Origin of the sequence: Roseovarius sp. MBR-6, from assembly GCF_040547525.1 — a bacterium.
GTDB lineage: Bacteria > Pseudomonadota > Alphaproteobacteria > Rhodobacterales > Rhodobacteraceae > Roseovarius.
In genome coordinates this window covers 185,148-199,219 of sequence record NZ_JBEPPW010000002.1, presented here as the reverse complement: position 1 = coordinate 199,219, position 14,072 = coordinate 185,148, and the positions used below count along the sequence as shown (strand labels likewise).

Here is a 14,072-nt window from a genome sequence, read left to right as displayed (position 1 = left end):
GCGGCGCGTGATCCGCGTCTAAGTCAGGGCGCATTCTGATCAAAAGGCGGATCATGGCCCGTTCCGACAATCTGACCGGCGCGCTCCTGATGATGGGGTCGATGGCGGCGTTCACCTTCAACGATGCGATGATCAAGGGGCTGGCGGGCAGTCTGCCGGTGTTTCAGGTGATGTTCCTGCGCGGCATCCTCACCACGCTGATGGTGGGGGCGGTGGCGTGGTGGATGGGCGCGCTCTCGCGCCGCCTGCCGCGCGCGGATTGGGGGCCGGTCTTCTGGCGCATGGTGGGCGAGATCGGTTCGGCCTATTTCTTTGTCACAGCACTCTTTCACATGCCGATCGCCAATATCAGCGCGATCATGCAGGCGCTGCCCCTGACGATCACGCTCGCTGCCGCGCTCTTCTTCCGCGAACCGGTGGGATGGCGGCGGATGGCGGCAATCCTCGTCGGCTTTGTCGGCGTCATGCTGATCGTGCGGCCGGGCACCGAGGGGTTTACCATCTACTCGGTCTACGGTCTGGCGGCGGTGGCCTTCGTCACGCTGCGCGATCTGGCGACGCGGCGGCTGTCGCGCGACGTGCCGTCGATGCTGGTCACGCTGATCACCTCGGCCTCGATCATGACGGCCTTCGGCGTGGCGAGCCTGACCGAGCCATGGGTGCCGGTGGACGGGCGCTCTGCGCTTCTGATCCTCGGTGCCTCGGTCATGATCATCGGCGGTTATCTCTGTTCCATCATGGTGATGCGGGTGGGCGAGATCAGCTTTGTCGCGCCGTTCCGCTACACCAGCCTGATCTGGGCGCTGATCCTCGGCTGGGTGGTGTTCGGCGACTGGCCGCAGACCATCACGCTCGTGGGCGCGGCGATTGTCGTGGCGTCGGGCCTGTTCACCCTCTACCGCGAGGCGCAGGTCAACCGGCGCGCACGGATGGCGCGGCAAAGAGAGCTTTCACTCGGTCCTCGTCCACGTTGAAGTCGCGCAAGAGGCGGGCGCGCGTGGCCTCGTCGATGGGGCGCAGGCCCTTGGGCGTCTGCGCCTCGCCGGTATCGTTGTCACCGTGATGGGCGCGCAGATACATCGGCGGGGCGGGGTTGATGAGCGTGGGCATCTCGTGATGCAGCTTGTGATGGCCGAAATTCATCACCGTGCGCGGATCACCGGGACGAAACAGCATGGCAAGCCCGCAGGCCCAGAAATGGCTGATCACCTCTTCGGCCTCGATCCCCTGTGCCGAGAGGCGCACCGAATAGCCGCGATTGTAGTCAAAGGCCACATACCGCCACTTGCGCCGCATCTTCGCCGTGGCGCGACCGAACCAGCGTAGCCCCTGCACAAAGCCAAGCCCGACTGCATCATCATCATCCAGCCGGAATTGCAGCGACTCGACCGTGTCCTCGCCCAGTTCCTCCTTGATCGCGGCCTGCATGGCCACGCGGTGCCGCATCGGCGGGCAGGGCAGAATCCTCACTTGCGGAACGGTGGCGGTGATGTCGTGCAAACGGTCGCGCCATTGCGGCGGCATGGTCTCGCCGGTGACGATCAGGAATGTGAAATCGCCATCGCTCTGCGCGGCGATGGAGGGCAGGGTCAGCGCCTCGAAATGGCGAAAGCGCAGCGTCATCCGTGCGGGATCGTAGAGATAGGTCTCGCGCTCTTCAACGCTCTCGTGCATACGTTTGAACCCGCCGAGGGCGGGGTAGGAAAAGCGGCAGATTCCGATCACGCGCATGGCTCGGGCCTCGGGCTGTGCGGGCCGACCTTCGCACCGGCAGCGGCTGTTGACAAGGCGCGCGACTCTGCCTATACGCGCCCCATCCATGGCCGGGGTCCGCCTCGCGCCTGATCCAGAACTTGAGTGGTCAAGATCCGGGCAATCTGCCCCGATCCTCTGGAAACCCGCCGCGTCGCACCTGAAATCAGGGGTGCGGGTGCGGCATTTGCGTATTGCGGACGCGCGATTCGCGATTGATGAACCGCAGGGCTGGTCCTGCTGACACATGTGTTGAGAGACGGGGAAAGAACCGGAATGCCAACGATCCAACAGCTGATCCGCAAGCCGCGGCAGCCGAAAGTCCGCACCACGAAGTCGCAGCACCTTCAGGGCTGTCCGCAGAAGCGTGGCGTTTGCACGCGCGTCTATACCACGACGCCGAAAAAGCCGAACTCGGCCATGCGCAAGGTTGCCAAGGTGCGCCTGACCAATGGCTTCGAGGTCATCAGCTATATCCCCGGCGAGAGCCACAACCTTCAGGAGCACTCGGTGGTCCTGATCCGTGGCGGCCGTGTGAAAGACCTTCCCGGCGTGCGTTATCACATCCTGCGCGGTGTGCTCGATACGCAGGGCGTCAAGAACCGCAAGCAGCGCCGCTCCAAATACGGTGCCAAGCGTCCCAAGTGATGCCGTCGGGCGTCATCCCCGCATGGGCGGGGGACGCATTGGTTTGAGGTCCGAGGGCATGGCCCGAGGATGACAAGAGGAAAGAGAAACAGATGTCCCGTCGTCACGCCGCAGAAAAACGCGAAGTTCTCCCCGACGCCAAGTATGGCGACCGGGTTCTGACGAAATTCATGAACAACCTGATGGTCGACGGCAAGAAATCCGTCGCCGAGACCATCGTCTACAACGCGCTCGAGCGCGTGGAGAGCAAGATCAAGCGCGCGCCCGTCGAGGTGTTCCATGAGGCGCTCGACAACATCAAGCCCTCTGTCGAGGTTCGCTCGCGCCGTGTTGGCGGGGCCACCTATCAGGTGCCCGTCGAGGTGCGTGTCGAACGCCGCGAAGCGCTGGCGATCCGCTGGCTGATCAACGCCAGCCGCGCCCGTAATGAGAAGACCATGGAAGAGCGTCTCGCAGGCGAGTTGCTCGATGCTGTTCAGAGCCGCGGATCGGCCGTGAAGAAACGCGAAGACACCCACAAGATGGCCGACGCCAACAAAGCGTTCAGCCACTACCGCTGGTAACCCGAGAGAGGCACTTTCATCATGGCACGCGATTATCCGCTTGAGCGCTACCGCAACTTCGGGATCATGGCCCATATCGACGCGGGCAAGACCACGACGACCGAGCGCATCCTGTTCTACACCGGCAAGTCCCACAAGATCGGCGAAGTCCATGACGGCGCCGCCACGATGGACTGGATGGAGCAGGAGCAGGAGCGCGGCATCACCATCACCTCGGCCGCGACCACGACCTTCTGGCAGCGTCAGGAAGACCCCAGCGTCGATGGGATTTCGGACACCAAGTTCCGCTTCAATATCATCGACACCCCCGGCCACGTCGATTTCACCATCGAGGTGGAGCGGTCGCTTGCCGTTCTCGACGGCGCGATCTGTCTGCTGGACGGCAATGCCGGTGTCGAGCCGCAAACCGAAACGGTGTGGCGTCAGGCCGACCGCTACAAGGTGCCTCGTCTGGTGTTCGTCAACAAGATGGACAAGATCGGCGCGGATTTCTTCAACTGCGTCAAGATGATCAAGGACCGCACCGGGGCCATTCCCGCGCCCGTCGCCCTGCCTATCGGGGCCGAGGACAAGCTTGAGGGCATCATCGACCTGATCAAGATGGAAGAATGGGTCTGGATCGGCGAGGATCTGGGCGCGTCCTGGGTGCGTCAACCGATCCGTGACGATCTCAAGGATCTGGCCGACGAGTGGCGCGCCAACCTCATTGAGGTTGCCGTCGAGATGGATGACGCCGCGATGGAAGCCTATCTCGAAGGCGAGGAGCCCGACGAGGCGACGCTGCGGTCGCTCATCCGCAAGGGCACGCTGTCGCTCAGCTTCGTGCCGGTGCTGGCCGGGTCCGCGTTCAAGAACAAGGGCGTTCAGCCGCTCCTGAACGCGGTGATCGACTTTCTGCCCTCGCCGCTCGACGTGCCGCCCTATATGGGCTTTGCCCCCGATGACGAGACCGAGACCCGCAACATCGCCCGCCATGCGGACGATTCCGAGCCGTTCTCTGCTCTGGCCTTCAAGATCATGAACGACCCGTTCGTGGGCTCGCTCACCTTCACGCGCATCTATTCGGGCGTGATGAAGAAGGGCGACGCCATGCTCAATGCCACCAAGGGCAAGAAAGAGCGTGTCGGCCGGATGATGATGATGCACGCGATCAACCGCGAAGAGATCGACGAGGCCTTCGCCGGCGACATCATCGCGCTTGCCGGTCTCAAGGAGACGACGACCGGTGACACGTTGTGCGACACGGCCAAGCCGGTCGTGCTCGAAACCATGACCTTCCCCGAGCCGGTGATCGAGATCGCGGTCGAGCCCAAGACCAAGAACGATCAGGAAAAGATGTCCGCAGCCCTTGCGCGCCTGGCCGCCGAGGACCCGTCCTTCCGTGTCGAGACCGATATCGAATCGGGCCAGACCATCATGAAGGGCATGGGCGAATTGCACCTCGACATTCTCGTCGACCGCATGAAGCGCGAGTTCAAGGTCGAGGCCAATATCGGTGCGCCGCAGGTGGCTTACCGCGAGACCATCAGCCACGAGGTCGAGCATACGTACACCCACAAGAAACAGTCGGGCGGGTCGGGTCAGTTCGCCGAGGTCAAGCTTGTCATCACGCCCACAGAGCCGGGCGAAGGGTTCTCCTTCGAGAGCCGGATCGTCGGCGGGTCCGTGCCCAAGGAATACATTCCCGGCGTCGAAAAGGGCATCCGCTCGGTCATGGACAGCGGCCCGCTCGCGGGCTTCCCGGTGATCGACTTCAAGGTGGCGCTGATCGACGGCAAGTTCCACGACGTTGACTCTTCGGTCATGGCGTTCGAGATCGCCGGCCGGATGGGGATGCGCGAGGGCCTTCGCAAGGCCGGGGCCAAGCTGCTCGAGCCGATCATGAAGGTGGAGGTGGTGACGCCCGAGGAATATACCGGCGGCATCATCGGCGATCTCACCTCGCGGCGCGGGCAGGTTTCGGGGCAGGACACGCGCGGCAATGCCATCGCGATCAATGCCAACGTGCCGCTCGCCAACATGTTCGGCTATATCAACACGCTGCGCTCGATGTCCTCGGGACGCGCCCAGTTCACGATGCAGTTCTCGCATTACGAGCCGGTGCCGCAGAACATCTCGGACGAGATCCAGAAGAAATTCGCATAACGGGATGGCGGGGCAACCCCGCCCTACCCAAACCGTAGGGTGGGCCACGGCCCACCATCCGCAAAGAAAAAGGAGCCAAGACCATGGCAAAGGAAAAGTTTGCACGTAACAAGCCGCATGTGAACATCGGCACGATCGGCCACGTTGACCACGGCAAGACGACGCTGACGGCGGCGATCACGAAGTATTTCGGCGAGTTTCGTGCCTATGACCAGATCGACGGCGCGCCCGAGGAGAAGGCCCGCGGGATCACGATCTCGACGGCGCATGTGGAGTATGAGACCGAGGCGCGCCACTACGCCCATGTGGACTGCCCGGGCCACGCCGACTACGTGAAGAACATGATCACCGGTGCGGCGCAGATGGACGGCGCGATCCTGGTGGTGAACGCGGCCGACGGCCCGATGCCGCAGACGCGCGAGCACATCCTTCTGGGCCGTCAGGTGGGCATTCCCTACATGGTGGTCTATCTCAACAAGGTCGATCAGGTCGATGACGAGGAGCTGCTGGAGCTGGTGGAGATGGAGGTGCGCGAGCTGCTGACCTCCTACGACTATCCCGGCGACGACATCCCGATCGTCAAGGGCTCGGCGCTGGCGGCGATGGAAGGGCGCGACCCGGAGATCGGCGAGAATTCGATCCGCGCGCTGATGGAGGCCGTGGACAGCTATATCCCGACGCCCGCGCGCGCCGTGGACCAGCCGTTCCTGATGCCGATCGAGGACGTGTTCTCGATCTCGGGCCGTGGCACCGTGGTGACGGGGCGCGTCGAGCGGGGCGTGGTGAATGTGGGCGACGAGCTCGAGATCGTGGGCATCCGCGACACGCGCAAGACGACCTGCACCGGCGTCGAGATGTTCCGCAAGCTTCTGGATCGCGGTGAGGCGGGCGACAATATCGGCGCGCTGCTGCGCGGGATCGACCGTGAGGGCGTGGAGCGCGGGCAGGTCCTGTGCAAGCCCGGCTCGGTGAAGCCGCACACCAAGTTCGAGGCCGAGGCCTATATCCTGACCAAGGAAGAGGGTGGCCGTCACACGCCGTTCTTCGCCAACTACCGCCCGCAATTCTACTTCCGCACGACGGATGTGACCGGCACGGTGGAACTGCCCGAAGGCACGGAAATGGTGATGCCCGGCGACAACCTGAAATTCACGGTTGAACTCATTGCCCCCATCGCCATGGAAGACGGCCTGCGCTTCGCCATCCGCGAAGGCGGCCGCACCGTCGGTGCAGGCGTCGTGTCGAAAATCCTCGTGTAACAACCTTCAGGGTTCGACGAGGGAGGCCGGGTGGTCCGGCCTTCCTCCTATCAACTCCAACGCCGCGAAAGGCTATCTCAATGCAAGGCCAGAATATTCGCATCCGGCTCAAGGCGTTCGACTACCGCGTTCTGGATGCCAGCACGCAGGAAATCGTCAACACCGCCAAACGGACCGGCGCGCAGGTGCGCGGACCGATCCCGCTGCCGAACAAGATCGAGAAATACACCGTTCTGCGTAGCCCCCACGTGAACAAGAAATCCCGCGACCAGTTCGAGATCCGCACCCACAAGCGGCTTCTCGACATCGTCGATCCCACCCCGCAGACCGTGGACGCGCTGATGAAGCTCGACCTCGCGGCCGGCGTGGACGTGCAGATTTCGGTTTGAGGAGGGCAAGATGATGTTGCGCTCTGGTGTGATCGCGAAAAAAGTCGGGATGACCCGGCTTTTCATGGAAGACGGCAAGCAGATCCCTGTGACCGTCCTTCAATTGGACAAGCTTCAGGTGGTGGCACAGCGCACCCCTGAGAAAGACGGCTATTCGGCCGTGCAACTCGGTGCCGGAACCGCCAAGGCCAAGCGCACGACGCAGCCCATGCGCGGCCATTTCGCGGCGGCCAAGGTCGAGCCCAAGCGCAAGATCGCGGAATTCCGCGTGGCGCCGGAGAACCTCATCGCCGTCGGCGAGGAGATCACCGCCGATCATTACTTCGCGGGGCAGTTCGTCGATGTGTCGGGCACGTCGATCGGCAAGGGCTTTGCCGGTGCGATGAAGCGCCACAACTTCGGCGGTCTGCGGGCCAGCCACGGTGTGTCGATCAGCCACCGCAGCCACGGCTCCACGGGTCAGTGTCAGGACCCCGGCAAGGTCTTCAAAGGCAAGAAGATGGCCGGTCACATGGGGGCGGCGCGTGTCACCACGCAGAACCTCCAGGTTGTCCGCACGGATGCCGACCGCGGCCTGATCATGGTCAAGGGCGCGGTGCCCGGCTCCAAGGGCGGATGGGTCACGATCAAGGATGCGGTCAAGAAACCGTTCCCCGAGAACGCGATTCTGCCTGCGGCGCTGAAATCCGCTGCTGAAGAGGCTGCACGCGCCGCCGAGGAGGCTGCCGCTCTGGCCGCCGCCGAGGCCGAAGCCGAAGCCAAGCGTCTGGCCGAGGAAGCCGCCGCGACCGAGGAGGCCGCCCTCAAGGAGGCCGAGGCCGCAATCGAGGCCCAGAAGAAGGAAGGCGAGGAATGAAACTCGACGTGATCACACTGGACGGCGGAAAGGCCGGCTCGGTCGATCTGGGCGAAGACATCTTCGGCCTGGAGCCGCGTGCCGATATCCTGCACCGCGTCGTCCGCTGGCAGCGTAACAAGGCGCAGGCCGGCACGCACAAGGTCAAGACCCGGTCCGAGACCAGCTATTCGACCAAGAAGATCTATCGCCAGAAGGGCACCGGTGGCGCACGCCACGGCGACCGCAACGCGCCGATCTTCCGCAAGGGCGGCATCTACAAGGGCCCGACTCCGCGCAGCCATGCGCATGAGTTGCCCAAGAAGGTGCGCGCGCTTGGCCTCAAGCACGCACTGTCGGCCAAGGCCCGCGCAGGCGAGCTTGTGGTGATCGACATGGCCTCAGGCGATGGCAAGACCAAGACCCTTGCCAAGCAGATCAAGGATCTGGGCTGGAAGCGCGCGCTGATCATCGACGGTGCCGCGGTCAATGCCGAATTCGCTCGTGCGGCGGCCAATATCGAGGGGCTCGATGTGCTGCCCACGATGGGCGCGAATGTCTATGACATCCTCAAGCGTGACACGCTCGTGCTCACGAAGGCGGGTGTCGAAGCACTGGAGGCTCGGTTGAAATGAGCGCGAAACCCGAACATTACGACGTGATCCGCAAGCCGGTCATCACCGAAAAGGCGACCATGGTTTCCGAAAACGGGGCTGTTGTCTTCGAGGTCGACATCGCGGCCAACAAGCCGCAGATCAAGGAAGCGGTGGAATCGCTCTTTGGCGTCAAGGTGAAGGCGGTCAACACCACCATCACCAAGGGCAAGTCCAAGCGCTTCCGGGGCATGCTTGGTCGCCGCAAGGACGTCAAGAAAGCCTATGTGACGCTCGAAGAGGGCAACACGATCGACGTGACCACCGGTCTCTGACGGTCGGATTGAAATGACAGGGGGCCCTCGCTTTTGCGGGGGTCCTTTGTTTTGGGGGGATCAGCCGCGGGCAACCTCACCCGCATGCGCCACCGCCATGTCGCCCTGCGCGCGCACTTCCCAATCCACTCCGGTCGCGCGAACCCGAAACACCGCTGTCGCCATCGTGTTCTCGTCGTCGGGATCGTCGGGCGCGGTGCGAAAGACGGGCAGGCCGGGGCCGCCCGTATCGCGCAGGATGGCAAGCGGGTTCAGGATGCCTTGGGCCAGAAGGGCCGTGCCGCGCGCCTGCCGGTCGGCAGAGGAGCGGGTGATGCTCTGCCCCTCGGGGCCAAGGTGCAGGTGGAGGGCGTGATTGGCATGGACCTGCGGTTCGCGCACCTCCACCACCGAAACCGCGCCACCACCATATTCCACGCTCAGGAGGCGTGCATCGCCCGCCTGCGCAAAGGCCATGTGGAACCCGCCGCTGTCATTGTTGGCTTTGAAATGCGCGGCCGCCTCGTCAAGGGAGTGACACCCAAGCGCCGCGCGTCCCAGTGCCATGCGCGGCACCCCGGCCACGACGCCGCGCAGCCGGATATTGTTGACCGCCTGCACCAGCCCGGCTTCGGTCATGGCGAAGGTATGGCCGGGGATAGAGCCGGGATAGCAGAACGAGGTAAAGCCGGGTGCGCCCACCGGCGTCACGTCGGCAAGGAAGACGTGGCCGTGAAACCCCGGTAGCCCGTCCTCGTTATGGGCAATCACCGGCTCCGGACCCGGCAACAGCACCGTGGTGCAGCCATCGGGCGCGTTCGAGACGAGATCGCCGCGACAGTTCCACGCGAGCACCTCCGCGAAGGGCAGGGCAAGGCCCTCGGCCAGCCCCTCAAGCTCCGCCCATATTGCCGGAAACCGCGTGCGCAGCCCGTCCCCCATGCGCGCCACCGCCGCGCGGTGGTCTGGCGCGGTGACGGCCTGCCAATAGGGCGCGCCGATCAGCACCTGATGCACCGCCGCGCGCCCCGCCTCGCCCAGGGCACGCCCCACCTCGCGCGGGGTGCCGCGCGCGGTGATGCGGCCCAACTCGGGCGCGCCGCTCATGCCATCACCGCCTCGGCCAGTCGCATCGCCCCCTGACGCACCGGGTCGGTGGCGGGCAGGCCGGTCTCGTCCTCGACGGCGCGCAACGCGGCCTCGGCCTCGGCCACGCTCAGCCGCGCGGTGTTGAGCGCGATGCCCACCACCCGCGCGGGCGTGAGAGCGCCCGCCGCGCGCGCCACCGCCTCGTTGAGGGCGATCACCTCGCGCAAGGGCGGCACGCGCACCTCGTCCAATGTATCGAGCGCTGTCATCCCCGCCCGGTGGCACAGGATCATCCGGTTGCAGCAACTGCCGCGCATCAGCGGCAAAGTTGCCGTGCTGCCCGGATGCAAAAGCGAGCCTTGCCCCTCGATCACCACCACCTCATGCGCGGCGGCCTCCATCACCATCCGCTCGACCATGCCGCCCGCGTGATCGACGCGCACCGCATCGAGCGGAATGCCGCGCCCGGTGATGGCGATGCCGGTCTGCCCGGTGGCCAGAAACGCGGCGTCGCGCCCCATTTCCTGCAAGCTGCGGGTCAGCTCCAGCCCCGCCGTCATCTTGCCGATGGCCATGTCGGTGCCGACCATCAGCACGCGGATATTGTCGAGCTTTGCCGCGCGGGCCATGGCGATCGGGGGCATGTCGCCCTGCGGCACGCGCAGGTCCCAGACCCATTGGCCCGGTTTCAGATCGGGGCCGAGAACCGGCTCCAGCCGGTCATGCATCCCGTTGACGACGCTGAGGCCATCGGCCACCGCCTGCCGCAGGATCGCCATCCATTCGGGCGGCACGCGGCCCCCCGACGGCGCGGTGCCCAGAACCAGCACCTCCGCGCCAAGCGCCTCGGCCTCCTCCAGCGTGGCCACCACCGGCACGTCGCTGTCGAGCGGGCAGAGATCACGCACGCGGCGGCCCGCCTGCGTGCTGTCGATCACCGCCGCCACCGGGTTGCGGCCATAGCGCAGGATGCCCTCGGCCATCTTGGCGTTGAGCTGGCCCATCGTGGCCTCGGCATAAAGCGCAATGGGTCGGGACGCATCAAGCATGGTTCAAGGCTCCTCCATGGCCGGGGCGGTCCTCGGGCAGGGTGACGCCATCCACGAAAGGCGCGCCCTTGGCCGGGTCCGGGTCGAGATTGAGATGGGAATCGAGGTCGATATAATCGAAGAGCGCCGAGAGCGAGGCCCCGGCGGCGATGGCGACCGAGCTTTCGCCCATGCAGCCGATCATCGTCTTGAGGCCAAGCGCGCGCGCCGTGGCGACGATGCGCAGCGCCTCGGTGATCCCGCCGCATTTCATCAGCTTGAGGTTCACCCCGTCCACGGCATCGGCATAGGCCGGAATATCCGACGCAAAGCGGCAGGATTCATCGACAAAGACCGGCAGCGCGCGATCCTTGAAAAGCGCGGCAAGCTGATCCTCGGCCCCGCGCACCAGCGGTTGTTCGACATATTCCACCCCGCGCGCGGCGAGCCACCCCATCATGTGACGCGCATCGGTCAGCGACCAGCCGCCATTGGCATCGACCCGAAGCGCGGCACCGCTCCCCTCTGCGGCCTCCAGCACGGCGGCAAACATGGCCTTGTCGGCCTCGATCCCCTCGGGGCTGCCCAGCTTGATCTTGAGCGCGCGCGCGCCGCGCGCGAGCAGAAGCGGCACCCGCTCGCGCACCACCTCGGGCGGGTTGATCCCCACCGTGACCGAGGACACGACGCCGCGCCGGGGCAGGCCCAGCAGGCGGTAGAGCGGCATCCCCGCCTCCTTGGCGCGCAGGTCCCAGAGCGCCATGTCGAGGGCCGCGAGCGCACAAGGCGCCACGCCAGCCGCCTGCGCGGCCTCCCATGTCTCGTGGATCGAGCCGGGCAGGCCGTGCGCGCAGAACGCCTCAAGCTGCGCCTGCCCCTCGGCCACGGTCGCGGCCCCTTCCGAGGCACCGGGGGCCATTTCGCCCCAGCCGGTCAGCGCCCCCTCGGTGATCGAAACAAAGAGGTTCTCGCCCCCCGTGATCTCGCCGCGCGAGATGCGCAGGGGAAAGCGCTTTTTCAGGTAAATCGTGCGATAGTCGATGATCATGCCGCACCTTCCGTGATGCCGGTGAGAAAACTCGTGAGGTTACGCCCGAGCGCGTCCGAGACATAGCCGCCCTCCTGCACCAGCAGAAGCGGCAGGTGAAGCCCTGCAATCGCGGCGGCGATGGCGCGGAAACCGGGGGTGGTGACGCGCAGGCCCTGAAACGGGTCATCCTCATGCGCGTCAAGGCCGAGCGCCACCACCACCGCATCCGCGCCGAAATCCGCGATGCGCTCCAGCGCGGTCGCCAGCGCCGTCATATAGCCCGCATCATCGGTGCCGCGCGGCAGCGGCAGATTGAGGTTCGCGCCCAACCCCGCGCCCGTCCCGCGTTCCTGCGCATGGCCCCAGAAGAACGGGTAGAACCGCGCAGGATCAGCATGGATCGAGACGGTCAGCACATCACCGCGTGCATAAAAGATGCCCTGCGTGCCGTTGCCGTGATGCACATCGACATCGAGGATGGCGGGGCGCAGGCCGCGCGCGCGCAAGTGTTCGGCGGCAATCGCGGCGTTGTTGAGAAAGCAGAACCCCCCCGCCAGATCGCCGAAGGCATGATGCCCCGGCGGACGGCAGAGCGCATAGGCCGCGCGCGCGCCGCCCGCCAGTGCCGCCGCGCCGGAAAGCGCGGTTTGCGCCGACCAATAGGCGGCCTCCCATGTCCCGGCCCCGATCGGACAGGCGGTATCGGCCTGATGATAGCCCGCCTGCCCCACCGCCGAGCGCGGATAGCTGTCGGAGCGGCCCGCGGGGTGGACATTGGGGATCACCTCGGGCCCCGCCCCCTCGATCCGCTGCCAGCGGGTGTGGATGGAGCGCAGGAAGGTGAGGTATTCGGCGCTGTGAATGGCGGCGATCGGGCCTTGCCCGTGATCCTCTGGCGCATGGATGCGCAGCCCTGCCGCCTCGGCGCCTTCGCGCAGGATATCGACGCGGGCGGGCACCTCGGGGTTGGGCAGGATGGCACCATTGGCCATGAAGTGACGCGGGTCATGGGCGGATTGGCGGGGGTCGAGAAACGCTTTCATGATTGCTCCATCAATCGGGTGAGGGCGTCGCCGGAGAGCAGCGCGTTGCGATCCGCCGCGCGGAGGACAAAGCCCAACCGGTCATAGAAAGCGCGCGCGCCCGTGTTGCCCTCATAGACAGTGAGGCGCAGCGCAACCGCCTGCCAGTGCGCCGCCCCTTCCTGTGCCGCAGCGGCCAGCAGGCGGCGGCCAAGCCCGGTGCCGCGTGCGGTCTCGCTCACCCACAGGTCCGACACGAAGGTGACCGTGCCGCCGAGCGAGGTGCTGAGATTGGGTTGCGCCAAAACGGCCCCTTGCGCGCCCGCCAGCAGGGCAAAGGCACGGGGGGAGGGGCCGAAAAGCGCCGCCTCAAGCGTCGCCGCCTCCATGCGAAAGGGATCATCGAGGTCGCGCGCGAGCGATTGCAAGGCGTGCATGAGCGCGGGCATGTCCTCGAGGTTTGCCACCCGGACCACGTCAGAACCGGACATGATCCGCTCCTTTCAGCCCCAGCATCGCGCGCGCCTCGTCAGGTGTCGCCACCTCGCGCCCCAGCCCTTCGACAAGGTCGCGCACCATCTCCACCTGCTCGGCATTGGAGCGCGCCAGTTGCCCGCGCGCGATCATCAAACTGTCCTCCAGACCGACGCGCACATGCCCGCCCATATCCGCCGCCATTTCCGCCATGGGCATCTGGTATCGTCCGGCGGCCAGCACCGAAAAGAGGTAATCCTCGCCAAAGTAATGATCCGCCAGGGATTTCATGTGGATCAGGTTCTCGGGCAGGGCGGCCATGCCGCCCAGAACGCCGAACACGAACTGAATGAAGACCGGCGCGCGCACGAGGCCACGATCCATGAAATGGCGCAGCATGGTCAGGTGGCCGGTATCGTAGCACTCGAACTCGAACCGCGCGCCGCGCTCCTCGCCCATGAGGCGCAAGACCGCCGCGATATCGCGCGGCGTGTTCTTGAACACCAGATCGTCGGAGCCTTCCAGAAACGGCCGTTCCCAGTCGAAACGCCAGTCGGTGATCCGCTCCGCCATGGGATAAAGCGCGAAATTCATCGTGCCCATGTTGAGCGAGCACATTTCCGGCTCTGCCGCCAGCGGCCCCTCAAGGCGCTCGTCAAGGCTCATCACCGCGCTGCCGCCCGTGGTCAGGTTGACGATGGCTGTACTGCGCCGCGCAATCTCGGGCAGGAACTCCATGTAATGCGCGGCGCGCGCCGAGGGGCGGCCCGTCTCGGGGTCGCGGGCGTGCAGGTGCAGGATCGCCGCCCCCGCCTTGGCCGCCGCGACCGCCTGATCGGCGATGTCCTCTGCCCGAAACGGCAGGTAGGGCGACATCGAGGGCGTGTGGATCGAGCCGGTCACGGCGCAGGTCAGGATGATCCTGGACATG

The 14,072-nt window shown here is 65.6% G+C and carries 16 protein-coding genes; 9 read left to right on the top strand and 7 right to left on the bottom strand.

The features are described from left to right. Positions 1-53: 53 nt before the first annotated feature. A complete protein-coding gene (locus ABIE57_RS03270) occupies positions 54-974 on the top strand; it encodes a DMT family transporter (RefSeq protein ID WP_354537567.1) in 921 nt (306 codons plus the stop codon). On the opposite strand, the gene ABIE57_RS03265 is transcribed toward ABIE57_RS03270, so the two are convergent. Continuing rightward, entirely contained in the window at positions 913-1,731 is an 819-nt protein-coding gene (locus tag ABIE57_RS03265; protein ID WP_354537566.1) for a glycosyltransferase, read from the bottom strand. The genes ABIE57_RS03270 and ABIE57_RS03265 overlap by 62 nt on opposite strands. Positions 1,732-2,028: 297 nt before the next feature. Here ABIE57_RS03265 and rpsL point away from each other — a divergent pair, with 297 nt between their 5' ends. From rpsL to ABIE57_RS03225, 8 genes are all read left to right on the top strand, one after another. After that, complete coding sequence (gene rpsL, locus ABIE57_RS03260; protein WP_210879839.1) at positions 2,029-2,400, top strand: 30S ribosomal protein S12; 372 nt, start codon at positions 2,029-2,031, stop codon at positions 2,398-2,400. A gap of 92 nt (positions 2,401-2,492) precedes the next feature. Then, a complete protein-coding gene (gene rpsG, locus ABIE57_RS03255; RefSeq protein ID WP_354537565.1) occupies positions 2,493-2,963 on the top strand; it encodes a 30S ribosomal protein S7 in 471 nt (156 codons plus the stop codon). A 21-nt stretch (positions 2,964-2,984) separates the two neighbouring features. Then, positions 2,985-5,108 carry an elongation factor G gene (gene fusA / locus ABIE57_RS03250; protein ID WP_354537564.1) on the top strand — a complete coding sequence of 708 codons (2,124 nt, stop codon included), beginning with the start codon at positions 2,985-2,987 and terminating at the stop codon, positions 5,106-5,108. A gap of 83 nt (positions 5,109-5,191) precedes the next feature. After that, complete coding sequence (gene tuf, locus ABIE57_RS03245; protein WP_354537563.1) at positions 5,192-6,367, top strand: elongation factor Tu; 1,176 nt, start codon at positions 5,192-5,194, stop codon at positions 6,365-6,367. Positions 6,368-6,447: 80 nt separating this feature from the next. Then, on the top strand, positions 6,448-6,756 hold the full coding sequence (gene rpsJ / locus ABIE57_RS03240) for a 30S ribosomal protein S10 (protein ID WP_354537562.1): 309 nt from the start codon (positions 6,448-6,450) through the stop codon (positions 6,754-6,756). Positions 6,757-6,769: 13 nt separating this feature from the next. Further along, a complete protein-coding gene (rplC, locus tag ABIE57_RS03235) occupies positions 6,770-7,612 on the top strand; it encodes a 50S ribosomal protein L3 (RefSeq protein ID WP_354537819.1) in 843 nt (280 codons plus the stop codon). Next, a complete protein-coding gene (gene rplD, locus ABIE57_RS03230; RefSeq protein ID WP_354537561.1) occupies positions 7,609-8,226 on the top strand; it encodes a 50S ribosomal protein L4 in 618 nt (205 codons plus the stop codon). The genes rplC and rplD overlap by 4 nt, the downstream gene beginning before the upstream one ends. Next, positions 8,223-8,519 carry a 50S ribosomal protein L23 gene (locus ABIE57_RS03225; RefSeq protein ID WP_354537560.1) on the top strand — a complete coding sequence of 99 codons (297 nt, stop codon included), beginning with the start codon at positions 8,223-8,225 and terminating at the stop codon, positions 8,517-8,519. The genes rplD and ABIE57_RS03225 overlap by 4 nt, the downstream gene beginning before the upstream one ends. Before the next feature lie 60 nt (positions 8,520-8,579). On the opposite strand, the gene ABIE57_RS03220 is transcribed toward ABIE57_RS03225, so the two are convergent. The 6 genes from ABIE57_RS03220 to kce are packed head-to-tail and all read right to left on the bottom strand — an operon-like array spanning position 8,580 to position 14,071. Then, positions 8,580-9,605 (bottom strand): C45 family autoproteolytic acyltransferase/hydrolase, encoded by a 1,026-nt coding sequence (locus ABIE57_RS03220; protein ID WP_354537559.1) that lies wholly within the window; start codon positions 9,603-9,605, stop codon positions 8,580-8,582. Next, entirely contained in the window at positions 9,602-10,636 is a 1,035-nt protein-coding gene (locus tag ABIE57_RS03215) for an N-acetyltransferase DgcN family protein (protein WP_354537558.1), read from the bottom strand. Before ABIE57_RS03215 ends, ABIE57_RS03220 begins: the two co-directional genes overlap by 4 nt. Continuing rightward, entirely contained in the window at positions 10,629-11,663 is a 1,035-nt protein-coding gene (locus tag ABIE57_RS03210) for a dipeptide epimerase (RefSeq protein ID WP_354537557.1), read from the bottom strand. The genes ABIE57_RS03215 and ABIE57_RS03210 overlap by 8 nt, the downstream gene beginning before the upstream one ends. Next, positions 11,660-12,688, bottom strand: coding sequence for a histone deacetylase family protein (locus tag ABIE57_RS03205; protein WP_354537556.1), 1,029 nt, complete (start codon positions 12,686-12,688; stop codon positions 11,660-11,662). The genes ABIE57_RS03210 and ABIE57_RS03205 overlap by 4 nt, the downstream gene beginning before the upstream one ends. Next, positions 12,685-13,158 (bottom strand): GNAT family N-acetyltransferase, encoded by a 474-nt coding sequence (locus ABIE57_RS03200; RefSeq protein WP_354537555.1) that lies wholly within the window; start codon positions 13,156-13,158, stop codon positions 12,685-12,687. Before ABIE57_RS03200 ends, ABIE57_RS03205 begins: the two co-directional genes overlap by 4 nt. Continuing rightward, on the bottom strand, positions 13,145-14,071 hold the full coding sequence (kce, locus tag ABIE57_RS03195; RefSeq protein WP_354537554.1) for a 3,5-dioxohexanoate:acetyl-CoA acetone transferase: 927 nt from the start codon (positions 14,069-14,071) through the stop codon (positions 13,145-13,147). The genes ABIE57_RS03200 and kce overlap by 14 nt, the downstream gene beginning before the upstream one ends. Position 14,072: the final 1 nt, after the last annotated feature.

Bases quoted from the DNA above. Each gene is read 5' to 3' on its own strand.
- kce (WP_354537554.1), bottom strand. From the start codon at position 14,071: ATGTCCAGGATCATCCTGACCTGCGCCGTGACCGGCTCGATCCACACG.
- rpsG (WP_354537565.1), top strand. From the start codon at position 2,493: ATGTCCCGTCGTCACGCCGCAGAAAAACGCGAAGTTCTCCCCGACGCC.
- ABIE57_RS03220 (WP_354537559.1), bottom strand. From the start codon at position 9,605: ATGAGCGGCGCGCCCGAGTTGGGCCGCATCACCGCGCGCGGCACCCCG.
- ABIE57_RS03210 (WP_354537557.1), bottom strand. From the start codon at position 11,663: ATGATCATCGACTATCGCACGATTTACCTGAAAAAGCGCTTTCCCCTG.
- rplD (WP_354537561.1), top strand. From the start codon at position 7,609: ATGAAACTCGACGTGATCACACTGGACGGCGGAAAGGCCGGCTCGGTC.
- rplC (WP_354537819.1), top strand. From the start codon at position 6,770: ATGTTGCGCTCTGGTGTGATCGCGAAAAAAGTCGGGATGACCCGGCTT.
- rpsL (WP_210879839.1), top strand. From the start codon at position 2,029: ATGCCAACGATCCAACAGCTGATCCGCAAGCCGCGGCAGCCGAAAGTC.
- rpsJ (WP_354537562.1), top strand. From the start codon at position 6,448: ATGCAAGGCCAGAATATTCGCATCCGGCTCAAGGCGTTCGACTACCGC.
- ABIE57_RS03270 (WP_354537567.1), top strand. From the start codon at position 54: ATGGCCCGTTCCGACAATCTGACCGGCGCGCTCCTGATGATGGGGTCG.
- ABIE57_RS03200 (WP_354537555.1), bottom strand. From the start codon at position 13,158: ATGTCCGGTTCTGACGTGGTCCGGGTGGCAAACCTCGAGGACATGCCC.
- ABIE57_RS03215 (WP_354537558.1), bottom strand. From the start codon at position 10,636: ATGCTTGATGCGTCCCGACCCATTGCGCTTTATGCCGAGGCCACGATG.
- fusA (WP_354537564.1), top strand. From the start codon at position 2,985: ATGGCACGCGATTATCCGCTTGAGCGCTACCGCAACTTCGGGATCATG.
- tuf (WP_354537563.1), top strand. From the start codon at position 5,192: ATGGCAAAGGAAAAGTTTGCACGTAACAAGCCGCATGTGAACATCGGC.
- ABIE57_RS03225 (WP_354537560.1), top strand. From the start codon at position 8,223: ATGAGCGCGAAACCCGAACATTACGACGTGATCCGCAAGCCGGTCATC.
- ABIE57_RS03265 (WP_354537566.1), bottom strand. From the start codon at position 1,731: ATGCGCGTGATCGGAATCTGCCGCTTTTCCTACCCCGCCCTCGGCGGG.
- ABIE57_RS03205 (WP_354537556.1), bottom strand. From the start codon at position 12,688: ATGAAAGCGTTTCTCGACCCCCGCCAATCCGCCCATGACCCGCGTCAC.